We start from the raw sequence: 11,992 nt of genomic DNA on the forward strand, positions 1-11,992 counted from the left end.
CACTGGCGAGGATTGCATCATGAGCAAGCTGATCAACGAGCTCGACTCGGCTTCGTTGCGGACCGATATCCCGGTCTTCCGTCCTGGCGACTCCGTCAAGGTGCACGTCAAGGTCGTCGAGGGCAACCGCTCCCGGGTGCAGGTCTTCGCCGGTGTCGTGATCTCCCGCGTCGGTGGTGGCCTGCGGGAGACGTTCACCGTCCGCAAGGTGAGCTTCGGCGTTGGCGTCGAGCGCACCTTCCCGCTGCACAGCCCGATCATCGACAAGATCGAGGTCGACCGGCAGGGCGACGTCCGCCGGGCCAAGCTGTACTACCTCCGTGGTCTGCGCGGCAAGGCCGCCAAGATCAAGGAGAAGCGCTCAGTCGTCGGCTGACGTGTCGCGCGTCTCGTCCGAATCGGACGACGAGCTGCGGCCGCGGCAGGAGGTGGGCCCCGAGCCCGCCGGCCTCGAGCCTGAGGTGCTCGGGAGGCACGAAGCGCATGAGGACGCCGGGCCTCGGTCGATGACCTTCGGCCAGCACGTCCTGGCCTTCGCCAAGGAGCTGGTGGTCGTCGTGATCGGCGCCGTCATCGTGGCGTCGCTGCTGCGTGGCTTCGTCGGCCAGATGTTCCTGATCCCCTCCAGCTCGATGGAGAACACCCTGCTCATCAACGACCGGGTGGCGGTGGAGAAGATCAGCTCGGTCAAGCGCGGCGAGGTCGTCGTGTTCGCTGACCCGGGCGGCTGGCTGAGCGGTCCCGCACCGGCCGAGCGCGGTCCCGTCGGCCGAGCGCTGGAGTTTGTCGGCGTGCTGCCGGACACCGGGACCGAACACCTGATCAAGCGGGTGATCGGGCTTCCCGGCGACGAGGTCATCTGCTGCGATGACAAGGGCAGGATCACGGTCAACGGTCAGGCTCTGGACGAGAGCGGTTATCTCTACCGTGCGGCCGACGGCACCCAGGTGGCCCCGTCGGAGATCCCGTTCGACGTCGTCGTCCCGGCCGACCGGATGTTCGTCATGGGCGACCATCGCAACAACAGCCGCGACTCGCGCTGCCACCTCAACGATGAGCGGTCCGGTGGTCCGAAGGGCCTGAACGGCTTCGTCTCGCTGGATCTGGTGGTCGGCCGGGGCTTTGCCGTGGTCTGGCCGCTGAGCTCGGCGTCGCGTTTGAGGATTCCGGCTACATTCGACACTGTGCCACCCGGAAAGAAGCCCGCTCCCGCTCAGCCGCAGATCGATGCCGGGCCCGAAGCGAGCTGTTGAGCCGTATGGCCAGGGCGAGAGGTACAGCCGACTCGGGTAGTGGGTCGACGGCCGGTCAGCGGGTCGGCTCGTTCGTGAAGGAGATCATCGTCGTCGTGGTCGGCGCGATCATCGTCTCCTCCCTGCTCCGGGCGTTCGTCGGGCAGATGTTCATCATCCCGTCAGGCTCGATGGAGAACACCCTGCGGATCGGTGACCGGGTGGTCGTACAGAAGATCACCGACTTCCACCGTGGCGACGTCGTCGTCTTCGCCGACCCCGGCGGCTGGATGGGCGACAGCGCCCCCGAGGAACGCAGCCCGATCGGGCAGTTTTTCGAGTTCGTCGGAGTGCTTCCGGACACCAGCACCGAGCATCTGATCAAGCGGGTGATCGGCATGCCGGGCGACACGGTGGTCTGCTGCGACAGCAAGGGCAGGATCACGGTGAACGATCAGCCGCTGGACGAGCGGTCCTACCTGTACTCCGAGGAGAACATCCGGGTCGACCCGTCCGACATCCGGTTCAGGGTGGTCGTGCCCGCAGGCCGGATCTTCGTGATGGGTGACCATCGCGACGCCAGTGCGGACTCGCGCTGTCACCTGTCGGACCTGTCTCGGGACCAGGCGGCGGGAATGGTGGCGTTCGTCCCGATCGACCTGGTGGTCGGCCGTGCCTTCGCCGTCGCCACCCCGCTCGAGCACGCCCACTTTCTGGACACTCCCAAGACCTTCGCCCAGGTGCCGCCCCCGAGCAAGCCCGCCCCGTCCCGAGCGGTGATCAAGCCCAAGGGCGTCACCTGCTGATGAGCACCTCCGCCAGCATCGTCGTCCGCCGCAACAGCGGCCTGTACGGCTATGAGCGCGCCCTCCGGCGGGCCGGGTTGGCGCCGGTCGCGGGAGCTGACGAAGCGGGTAGGGGAGCCTGCGCAGGACCGTTGGTCGCTGCTGCGGTGATCCTGTCCGATGCGAAGTCCAAGGAGATCCGCGGGCTGCGTGACTCCAAGCTGCTGTCCGCGGCTCAGCGGGACCGTTGCTACGACGAGATCATGGCCAAGGCACTGGCCTGGTCGGTGGTCAGCGTCGAGCCTGGCGAATGCGACCGGCTGGGAATGCACGTTGCGAACATCTCCGCCCTGCGTCGGGCCCTGCACAGGCTGGATCTGGCCCCGACCTACGTCCTCACCGATGGCTTCAGTGTCGACGGGCTGGGCGTTCCCGGCCTGGCCGTCTGGAAGGGCGACCGGGTGGCGGCCTGCGTCGCGGCGGCGTCTGTGGTCGCCAAGGTGACCCGGGACCGGATCATGATCGAGCTGCACGAGACCTATCCGGAGTATGACTTCGCCACCCACAAGGGATACTGCACGCCCGAGCACCAGCAGTTGCTGGACCGTCACGGTCCCTGCGCCACCCACCGGATGCGTTACGTGAACGTGGCCCGAGCGGCTAGAGTTTCTTCGTCATGAGCGCCGAAGACCTTGAGCAGTACGAGAGCGACCTTGAGCTCCAGCTCTACCGCGAGTACAAGGACGTGGTCGGCATCTTCACCTACGCGGTGGAGACCGAGCGGCGCTTCTACCTGTGCAACGCGGTGGATCTGAAGGTGCGCACCGAGGGCGGTGACGTCTACTACGAGGTCTCGATGGGTGATGCGTGGGTGTGGGACATGTACCGTCCGGCCCGGTTCGTCAAGAGTGCCAAGGTGCTCACCTTCCGCGACGTCTCCATCGAGGAGATTGCGCACAGTGAGCTGCAGGTGCCCAAGAGCGTCTCCGGCGAGTGACCCGGCGGCCCTGACCCGGCCGGTATCCACAGGCCCGTACCGCCGGTTTCCACAGGACGCCCGGCCTGCTGCACTTTTTGCCCGCCGATCCGCAGTGTTACTGCGGGAGGTGCGAGATGGCCGAGTCGCGGTTGAGCCAAGGTGCAGGGCAGGTGCCGTCGTCGAAGCGTGACGTTGGGGTTCGAGGGGAGGACCTGGCAGCTGACTATCTGCGGGCCGAGGCCGGGATGCAGATACTGGCGCGCAACTGGCGATGCCGGCTCGGCGAGCTGGACATCGTCGCACTGGAGAACGACGGCGATCGACGGACGCTGGTGTTCTGCGAGGTCAAGTGTCGCAGCGGGCTCGGGTTCGGCTCGCCGCTGGAGGCGATCACCGGCCAGAAGCTCCGCCGGCTCCGACAGCTGGCGGCGCACTGGCTGGTGGCCGAAGGGACTCACGCCGATGACATCAGGCTGGATGCTGTGGGGGTGGTGCTGTCTCCCGGCGCCGAACCGGTGATCACCCACGTGCGGGCGATCGGCTGATGGTGCTCGCGTCCTCCTGGTCGGTGGCCCTGGTCGGGCTCGACGGGCGTCCGGTCCAGGTCGAGGCCGACATCGGCTCCGGACTGCCCCGGACGGTGCTCGTCGGCCTCCCGGACACGTCGCTCTACGAGGCACGTGACCGGTGCAAAGCGGCGGTCGCGAACTCGGGTCAGTGCTGGCCCCAGTCGCTGCTGACCATCAACCTCTCACCGGCCACCCTGCCGAAGGCCGGGTCGCATTACGACCTGGCGATCGTGGCTGCGGTGCTGACCGCGGCCGAGGTGATCAGGGACCGCCAGGAGCTCGCCGATACGGTGCTGCTCGGCGAGCTGGGCCTGGACGGCCGGGTCAGACCGATCCGCGGCGTGCTGCCGGCGCTGATGGCCGCGTCCCAGCAGGGCTTCCGGCGGGCAATCGTCCCGTACGCCCAGGCGGCCGAGGCCACCCTGGTCGACGACCTGGAGGTCTTCGGGGTGGCCTCCCTGGGCCAGCTGATAGCGCTGCTCAACCGGGAGACCATGCCGAAGGTCGAGCCGATACCGCTGGCCGGGGAGCGGGTGCGAACGAGCCGCCGGGCGCCGGACCTGTGCGACGTCGTGGGTCAGCTGGAGGCGAAGTGGGCCCTGGAGGTGGCCGCGGCCGGCAGGCATCACCTGCTCTTCAGCGGTCCGCCGGGCGTCGGCAAGACGATGCTGGCCGAGCGTCTGCCGGGGCTGCTCCCCGATCTCGATCTGCACGAGGCGCTCGAGGTGTCGGCGGTGCACTCCCTGGCCGGGTTCCACCTCACCGACGGGTTGATCAGGCGACCGCCGTACGCCGACCCGCACCACTCCGCGTCGCTGGCCAGCATCGTCGGCGGCGGTGCCCGGATGGCCAAACCCGGGGCGATCTCCTGTGCTCACCGTGGCGTCCTGTTCCTGGACGAGGCTCCGGAGTTCAGCGCCCGGGTGCTGGACGCCTTACGGATGCCGCTGGAGTCGGGGGTGATCACCCTCGGTCGGAGCGAGGTGCAGGCCCGCTACCCGGCCCGTTTCCAGCTGATCCTGGCCGCCAACCCGTGTCCGTGCGGACTGGCGGCGACCCCTGGGGCCGACTGCACCTGTCCGCCGCTGGCCGTGCGTCGCTACCGCGAGAAGATCTCCGGGCCCATCCGTGACCGGATTGACATCCACCAGACCTTCCTGCCGATGAAGAAGGCCTTCCTGCGGGCGGCCCTGGAACGGGCCGAACCCTCGGCTGTTGTCGCCGGCCGGGTCGCGGAGGCCCGGGAACGGCAGCGGGGTCGGCTGGCGGGCAGCGGCTGGCAGACCAACGGCGAGGTGTCCGGGCCCTACCTGCGTTCGCATCTGCCGTTGCCGGAAGGTCTCGGCGCGGTCGAGGAGGCGGTTCGGCGGGGCCGGCTGAGCCCACGCGGGGTGGACAAGATCCTTCGGATCGCCTGGACCCTCGCCGACCTGGCCGGCCGGGACCGACCCGGACCGGAGCAGGTGAACATCGCGCTGGCGATGCGCCGCGGCGAGTCCGGTGGAGCACAGGAACGGGGAGCGATGTGAGAAGTCAGTCAGCGAGGCGCCCCCGTGGTGACCGTGACGCGCGGAAGGCCCTGGGCTGTGTGGTCGAGTCGGGCGATGTCACCGTCGCCGGTCTGGTGGCCACTGCTGGGGCCGAGGCAGCCTGGTCGTCGGTGGCCGACGGCGACCTGGGAGCGCCGCTGGCCGCCCGGGCGGCACAGGTCGACTGTGACCGGATCGACGAGTTGGCCGACCGTTGTGGAGCACGCTTCCTGGTGCCCGATGACGACGAGTGGCCGTCGGGGCTGGAGGACCTCGGGCATGGCCAGGCGGTGCAGCGGCGGGGTGGACCGCCGATCGGGGTCTGGGTCAGGGGGCCAGGGCATCTGGCGGCGATGACAGAGCGGTCCGTCGCCATTGTCGGGTCGCGCGCGGCCACCAGCTATGGCGCTGGTGTTGCGGCGGATCTGGCTTCAGAGCTGGCCGAGGACGGGGTCACGGTGATCTCCGGTGGCGCCTACGGCGTCGACGCCGCCGCCCACCGGGGTGCCCTCGCCGTCCGGGGGCCGACCATCGCCGTACTGGCCTGTGGCGTCGACGTGCCGTATCCACGGTCCAACGCCCGGTTGTTCGACTGGATCGCCAGGGACCACCTGCTGGTGTCGGAGCTGCCACCCGCCGCAACGCCGACCAAGATGCGCTTCCTGGCACGGAACCGGATGATCGCCGCCCTGGGCCGCGGCACGGTCGTGGTCGAGGCGGCCATCCGTTCCGGCGCTCGGAACACGGCAGCCTGGGCGCAGGAGTGCGGGCGGCCGCTGATGGCGGTCCCCGGACCGGTCCACTCGGCGCTGTCGGTGGCTCCGCACGAGATGATCCGGGACGGGCAGGCCCTCCTGGTCACCCGGGCGGCCGAGGTGCTGGAAGCGATCGCGCCGATCGGTGAGCACCTGTTGGCCACCCGGCGCGGCGCCGAGCGGTCGACTGACCAGCTCGGTCCGCAGCGGCTGGCCGTCTTCGAGGCGGTCCCGGCCCGCAGACCTGCCCGGGTGGATGACATCGCGCTGACTGCCGGCGTCACCGTTCCGCTCTGCCTGGCCGAGCTCGCCGCACTCGAGTCGGCCGGTCTGGTCCGGAGTAGCGCCGATGGCTGGCGGATCAGCTGATGAGCCGACGCGGGACCCCGCGGGTCCAGTCGCTGAGCCGAGGGGTGACGGCCGCAGCGGTCCGACAACTAGACTCCGGGGCCGAACCGTCCCCTCCCAGATCAAGGACCAGCGATGCCCGCCGACCCCGGTTCCACCGCCACCACGACCGCCGCCCGCGACGACAGCGTCCCCAGGCCGGAATACCCGCGTCCGCAGTTGGTGCGCGAGCGTTGGCTGAACCTCAACGGTGAGTGGGAGTTCGAGATCGACCAGGGCGACTCCGGACTGGAGCGGGGGCTGTTGTCCCGCCCGCTGGCTTCGTCGATCACTGTGCCGTTCGCGCCCGAAGCCGAGCTGTCGGGCATCGGCAACACCGATTTCCTGCACGCCGTCTGGTACCGGCGGGAGGTGCAGGTCCCGGCCGACTGGCAGGGGCAGCAGATCCTGCTGCACTTCCAGGCCGTCGACTACGACGCGACGGTGTGGGTGAACGGAATCGAGGTGACCCGGCACCGCGGGGGCTTCTCGCCGTTCTCCGCCGACATCACCGCAGCCCTGGTCGAGGACGACGTGGCCGAGATCGTGGTTCGGGCCCGAGACACCCGCGACGAGCCGCAGCCACGCGGCAAGCAGTCCTCGCTGTTCCACAACCACGACTGTGACTACACCCGAACCACCGGGATCTGGCAGACCGTCTGGCTGGAGCCGGTGCCGGTGGCGCACCTGCAACGGCCGCGGATCTCCCCGGATGTCGCCGGCAGCCGGTTCCACCTGCGGGTACCCCTCACCAACCGCGGCCGTCACGGACTGCGGGTCCGGGCCGATCTGCTCGTGGACGGCCAGCAGATCAGCACCGACTCGGCCGCGGTCGGCACCGAGCTCGCGGCGCAGCTGGTGCTCGACGTGGACGAGCAGCACCGTCGGCTGTGGAGCCCGGAGGACCCGTTCCTCTACGGACTCACCCTGACGATCCTCGGCGCCGACGGCACGGTCGTCGACACCGTCGACAGCTACGCCGGGCTGCGGTCGGTCTCGATCGACGGTCAGGCGATCCTGGTGAACGGCGAACGGCTGTTCCAGCGGCTGGTGCTGGACCAGGGCTACTGGCCCCAGTCGCTGATGACGGCACCGAGCGAGCAGGCCCTGATCGACGACATCCGGCTGTCGATGGAGGCGGGTTTCAACGGTGCCCGGATGCATCAGAAGGTGTTCGAGGAGCGCTTCCTCTATCACGCCGACAAGATGGGCTACCTGCTCTGGGGCGAGTTCGCCGACTGGGGGTGCTCGGTGGGCACAGAACGGGACAACCAGCGTCCGAGCGCCACCTATGTGACGCAGTGGCTGGAGGTGCTGGACCGCGACTACAACCACCCCGCGATCATCGGCTGGTGCCCGCTGAACGAGACCCATCAGGTGCTGCACGACCGGATTACCGTGCTGGACGACGTGACCAGGGCCATGTTCCTGGCCACCAAGGCCGCTGACCTGACCCGCCCCGTGCTGGACACCTCCGGCTACAGCCATCGGGTGTTCGACACCGACGTCTGGGACAGCCACAACTACGAGCAGGACCCGGCCCTGTTCGCCGACCAGCTGGCGGGCCTGGCCGAGGGGCGACCGTATTCCAACAACGGCGGCCGACGCGGCGAGTTCAACCTTCCGTACAACGGCCAGCCCTACTTCGTCAGCGAGTTCGGCGGGATCTGGTGGAACGCCGAGGAGGCGGCTGCGGCCGACCCGACGTCAGAGACCTGGGGCTACGGCGAACGCGTCCGCGATATCGAGGAGTTCCACCAGCGGTTCGACGGACTGGTCGAGGCGCTGTTGGGCAACCCGCTCATGTTCGGCTACTGCTACACCCAGCTCACCGACGTCTTCCAGGAGACCAACGGCATCTACCATTTCGACCGGACGGCCAAGTTCGACCTGGAGCGGATCCGCAGGACCCAGAACGCGCGGGCCGCGTACGAGTCGGGGACGAAGCGTACGGGGGAGTGACCAGCCGCCCAAGGTGCGGTGCGCTCCGGGTCGCTCAGTCGTGGGTCGCGGGCTCGTGTCCCTGATGGCTGAGCGGCTCGAACTGGAAGGTGGAGTGCTCGATCCCGACGGCGAAGTGGTCGGCAACGCAGCTCTGCAGCTGGTCCAGCAGTCGGGGTAGGTCACCGTCGAGGAAGCAGGAGTCGTCCACCACGACGTGAGCCGTCAGCACCGGTATTCCGGTGGCGATCTGTGAGGCGTGCAGATCGTGCACCGCGTGTACGTGCGGGAGCTCGAGGATGTGGCGGCGGACCTCGTCCAGATCGAGGCCCTTCGGGGTGGACTCGAGCAGCACCAGACCTGCATCGCGCAGCAGCAGCACCGACCGAGGCAGGATTAAGGCCCCGATCAGCAGCGATACGACGGCGTCGGCCTGCCGCCAGCCGGTGGTGGCGATCACTATCGCTGCGACGATCACCGCCATCGAGCCCAGAGCATCATTGAGGACCTCGAGGAAAGCCGCGCGCAGGTTGAGGTTGCTCGACCGGTCCCGGAGCAAGATCAACATGGCGGTGATGTTGCACACCAGCCCCAGGCCACCGAAGATGATCATGGGACCGGTGGCTATCGCGGGTGGGCTGATCAGGCGTCTGATGGCCTCGACCACGACATAGCCGCCGACACCGACCAGCACGAGCGCCTGGACCGCGGCTGCGAGCACCTCGGCCCGGTGGAACCCCCAGGTGCGTCGACGGCTGGCGGCCCGCAGCATCAGCGAGGCGGCGGTCAGCGCCAGCAGCAGCCCGAGCGCGTCAGTGAGCAGGTGGCCCGCGTCGGCGATCAGCGCCAGGCTTCCGGACAGCCCTGCACCGACGAGCTGGGCCACGAGGTTCGCCAGCGTGATCGAGAACACCACTGCCAGCCGGCGGCGGTGTGTCGCCCCGACGACCTCCGGCGCGTGACCATGCGCGTGCCCATGTCCCGCAGCCATCAGCGGTTCCGACCTGTCGATGAGCCTGATACATGCGCGCGTGGCGTCGGTGGCGCGGGCCAGCGTGGTCCCATCAGGGTGCCAGCCCCATCTCCGCCCTGGCGTGGTCGATCAGCCCGCGGGCCACGGGCACCGCCCGGTCCGGCCGGCCGGCAGCGATGGCGTCGGCCAGCTCACGGTGGCTTTCCACGACTGAACTCTGCACCGGTGCGGGCAGCAGATCAAGATCGTCACGAGCCCGCAGGACGGCGGCGAACGGTGCGATGAAACGCCGGAACACCAGGTTGCCGGACGCGAGCAGCAGCACAGTGTGGAACTCGATGTCGGCCTCCGTGAACGCGTGCAGATCATCGTGCTGGAGCGCCACGGCCATCGAGTCGCAGCAGGCGGTGAGCCGGCCGACATCCTCCGGTGTCGCGGACCGGCAGCTGCCGCGGACAGCGGCCACCTCCACCGCCGAGCGCAGGTCCATCAGCTCGCGGAGCTGCTGTTGGCGCGCCGAGGTGCGGACCCGCCAACCGATCACCTGCTCGTCCAGCAGGTTCCAGGACTCCACCCCGAGCACCCGGGTGCCGGTCTTGGGTCGCGGCAGCACCATGCCCTTGGCCTGCAGGTCGCGCAGAGCCTCCCGGACCACCGTCCGGGACACGTTCAGCCGCCCACCGACCTCCTCGGGCAGGATCTGCTGGCCCGCAGCCAGCTCGCCACTGGCGATCTGCCGTCCCAGGTGGTCGATGACCAGTCCGTGCAGGCCGCCCTGGAGCGGCGGCGGATCACTCTGTGCCCGCAGACTGCTGGATGTCTGCTCGGAGCGGAGGGGCCGCTCAGCTGTGGACATCCGTCCTCGCCCTGGCGATGGCCTCGCGCAGCCTGCCAGCCTGGCCGGCCGGGTCCGAAGTCCGTGTCAGCGCCGAGCCGATGCCCACCGCGAACGCTCCCGCCTCGATCCAGGAGGCGGCTGAGTCAGGCGTGACCCCCCCGGTCGGGATGCAGTGCAGCTGCGGGAGCGGCTGCAGCACGTCAGCGAGAACACGGGGCGTCCACAGGCTGGCCGGGAACACCTTGACCGCGTCCGCGCCGAGCTCGGTGGCGTGCAGCATCTCTGTCGGGGTGGCGCAGCCGATGACGGTCGCGGCCTGGTAGCGCCGTCCGACCTCGATCACGTCCTCCTCCAGGGTCGGCGTGACCAGCAGCTGGGCGCCGGACAGCACGGCCAGCCGGGCCGAGGCGGCATCCAGCACGGTGCCGGCGCCGATCACCTGTCGCCCGACCGCCAGCTCCGCAAGTCTGGTGATGGCCGACATCGCCGACGGTGTGGTCAGTGCGATCTCGACGACGGACAGCCCGGCTGCCCAGATCTGTTGGGCCAGTGAAACGGCCTGGTCGGCGTCGGAGGCGCGCACGATGCCGACAACACCATCGTCCGCGATGATCGCCATCACGTCGGAGCGGGTGAGCGACGTGGCCATGGGTGATCAACTCCTGTCGTCGGCGGATGCTGGTGGCTCCGGCGAGCCAGACAGCCAGCATGCCACCTGGAAGCGCGGCAGCGGAGGAGAGCATCCGCAATCCTGGTACGCATTCGTACTACAGTACGACTATTAGAAGTCGCTGAGGACAAGGACCTACCTGTGAAGATCATCTCCGTCGAGACGTTCCTGGTTGCGCCGCGCTGGCTGTTCTGTCGGATCGGGACCGACGAGGGCGTAGTGGGCTGGGGAGAGCCGGTCGTCGAGGGCCGCGCGGCCACCGTACGGACCTGCGTCGCCGAGCTCTCCGAGATCCTGATCGGGCAGGACCCGCTGCGGATCGAGGATCTCTGGCAGGTGATGACCAAGTCCGGTTTCTACCGTGGCGGCGCGGTGCTGGCCAGCGCAGTGGCCGGGATCGACCAGGCCCTGTGGGACATCGCCGGCAAGGTGCGCAAGGCGCCGGTCCATGAGCTGCTCGGAGGCCCGGTTCGTGACCGGGTGCGGGTGTACAGCTGGGTCGGCGGTGACGAGCCGGCCGAGGTGGCTGAGCAGATCTCCGAACGCAGAGCCGCCGGCTTCTCGGCGGTCAAGATGAACGCCAGCAATGCCATGGGCCCGATCGCCAGTGCCGCCGAGATCTCCGCTGTGGTCGACCGCGCGGTGGCCGCGCGGGAGGCGTTCGGCCCGAGCGGTGATTTCGCCATCGACTTCCATGGCCGGGTGAGCAGGGCCAACGCCCGCCGACTGCTGCCGCTGCTGGCCGAGACCTCGCCCTTCTTCGTCGAGGAGCCGTTGCTTCCCGAAGAGGGCCACATGCTGCCCTCATTGATGGCCGCCTCCAACATCCCGATCGCGACCGGTGAGCGGCTGTTCTCGCGGCAGGAGTTCCTGCCGGTGCTGCAGGCCGGCATAGCGGTCGCCCAGCCGGACCTCTCCCATGCCGGCGGCATCTCCGAGGTACGCCGGATCGCCACGCTGGCCGAGACTTTCGGCGCTTCGCTGGCGCCGCACTGTCCGCTGGGCCCGATCGCGCTGGCGGCGAGCCTCCAGGTGGACTTCGCCACGCCGAACTTCCTGATCCAGGAACAGAGCCTCGGAATCCACTACAACCAGAGCAACGACCTGTTGGACTATCTGGTCGACCCGACGGTCTTCGCCTTCGCTGACGGCTACGTCGAGCGCAGCACGGCACCCGGGCTTGGTATCGAGGTCGACGAGGCCGCCGTGCGCCGGGCCGACGAGATCGGCCACAACTGGCGCGGCCCCCTCTGGCGCCATCCCGACGGATCCTTCGCCGAGTGGTGACCTCCGCCCTGCCCACGTGCCCTGAGCCCTGCCGCGCCCTGAGCCCT

Annotated in this window: 13 protein-coding genes; 10 read left to right on the forward strand and 3 right to left on the reverse strand. The window is 69.1% G+C overall.

Translation table 11 applies throughout. The annotated features are described in order from the left end of the window. The first annotated feature begins 19 nt into the window (after positions 1-19). The 9 genes from rplS (at position 20) to JOE57_RS16595 (ending at position 8,198) form a co-directional block, all read left to right on the forward strand. The gene (rplS, locus tag JOE57_RS16555; protein WP_204919694.1) at positions 20-376 is read left to right on the forward strand and encodes a 50S ribosomal protein L19; all 357 of its coding nucleotides are present in this window, start codon (positions 20-22) and stop codon (positions 374-376) included. Between the two features lie 130 nt (positions 377-506). Further along, complete coding sequence (lepB, locus tag JOE57_RS16560) at positions 507-1,253, forward strand: signal peptidase I (protein WP_204919695.1); 747 nt, start codon at positions 507-509, stop codon at positions 1,251-1,253. A gap of 5 nt (positions 1,254-1,258) precedes the next feature. Beyond that, a complete protein-coding gene (gene lepB, locus JOE57_RS16565) occupies positions 1,259-2,038 on the forward strand; it encodes a signal peptidase I (RefSeq protein ID WP_204919696.1) in 780 nt (259 codons plus the stop codon). After that, positions 2,038-2,697, forward strand: coding sequence for a ribonuclease HII (locus JOE57_RS16570; protein ID WP_204919697.1), 660 nt, complete (start codon positions 2,038-2,040; stop codon positions 2,695-2,697). Before lepB (JOE57_RS16565) ends, JOE57_RS16570 begins: the two co-directional genes overlap by 1 nt. Then, the gene (locus JOE57_RS16575; protein WP_204919698.1) at positions 2,694-3,014 is read left to right on the forward strand and encodes a DUF2469 domain-containing protein; all 321 of its coding nucleotides are present in this window, start codon (positions 2,694-2,696) and stop codon (positions 3,012-3,014) included. Before JOE57_RS16570 ends, JOE57_RS16575 begins: the two co-directional genes overlap by 4 nt. Positions 3,015-3,166: 152 nt before the next feature. Beyond that, positions 3,167-3,541 (forward strand): YraN family protein, encoded by a 375-nt coding sequence (locus JOE57_RS16580; protein WP_338041354.1) that lies wholly within the window; start codon positions 3,167-3,169, stop codon positions 3,539-3,541. After that, positions 3,541-5,094, forward strand: coding sequence for a YifB family Mg chelatase-like AAA ATPase (locus JOE57_RS16585; RefSeq protein WP_204919700.1), 1,554 nt, complete (start codon positions 3,541-3,543; stop codon positions 5,092-5,094). The genes JOE57_RS16580 and JOE57_RS16585 overlap by 1 nt, the downstream gene beginning before the upstream one ends. 59 nt (positions 5,095-5,153) lie before the next feature. Then, positions 5,154-6,218, forward strand: coding sequence for a DNA-processing protein DprA (gene dprA, locus JOE57_RS16590; protein WP_204919701.1), 1,065 nt, complete (start codon positions 5,154-5,156; stop codon positions 6,216-6,218). A 114-nt stretch (positions 6,219-6,332) separates the two neighbouring features. Next, the gene (locus tag JOE57_RS16595) at positions 6,333-8,198 is read left to right on the forward strand and encodes a glycoside hydrolase family 2 protein (protein ID WP_204919702.1); all 1,866 of its coding nucleotides are present in this window, start codon (positions 6,333-6,335) and stop codon (positions 8,196-8,198) included. A 34-nt stretch (positions 8,199-8,232) separates the two neighbouring features. Here the strand turns inward: JOE57_RS16595 and JOE57_RS16600 are convergent, their stop codons facing one another. The 3 genes from JOE57_RS16600 to JOE57_RS16610 all read right to left on the reverse strand — a co-directional run bounded on the left by JOE57_RS16600 (position 8,233) and on the right by JOE57_RS16610 (position 10,637). Next, positions 8,233-9,168: a cation diffusion facilitator family transporter gene (locus tag JOE57_RS16600; protein ID WP_204919703.1), complete on the reverse strand. Its 936-nt coding sequence runs from the start codon at positions 9,166-9,168 to the stop codon at positions 8,233-8,235. A 73-nt stretch (positions 9,169-9,241) separates the two neighbouring features. Then, positions 9,242-10,006 carry a FadR/GntR family transcriptional regulator gene (locus tag JOE57_RS16605; RefSeq protein ID WP_204919704.1) on the reverse strand — a complete coding sequence of 255 codons (765 nt, stop codon included), beginning with the start codon at positions 10,004-10,006 and terminating at the stop codon, positions 9,242-9,244. Then, entirely contained in the window at positions 9,993-10,637 is a 645-nt protein-coding gene (locus JOE57_RS16610; protein WP_204919705.1) for a bifunctional 4-hydroxy-2-oxoglutarate aldolase/2-dehydro-3-deoxy-phosphogluconate aldolase, read from the reverse strand. The genes JOE57_RS16605 and JOE57_RS16610 overlap by 14 nt, the downstream gene beginning before the upstream one ends. 111 nt (positions 10,638-10,748) lie before the next feature. On the opposite strand from JOE57_RS16610, the gene dgoD reads away from it, so the two are divergent. After that, the gene (gene dgoD / locus JOE57_RS16615; protein ID WP_204920532.1) at positions 10,749-11,945 is read left to right on the forward strand and encodes a galactonate dehydratase; all 1,197 of its coding nucleotides are present in this window, start codon (positions 10,749-10,751) and stop codon (positions 11,943-11,945) included. The last annotated feature ends 47 nt before the right edge of the window (positions 11,946-11,992 follow it).

It is taken from the genome of Microlunatus panaciterrae (assembly GCF_016907535.1).
GTDB classification, from domain to species: domain Bacteria; phylum Actinomycetota; class Actinomycetes; order Propionibacteriales; family Propionibacteriaceae; genus Microlunatus; species Microlunatus panaciterrae.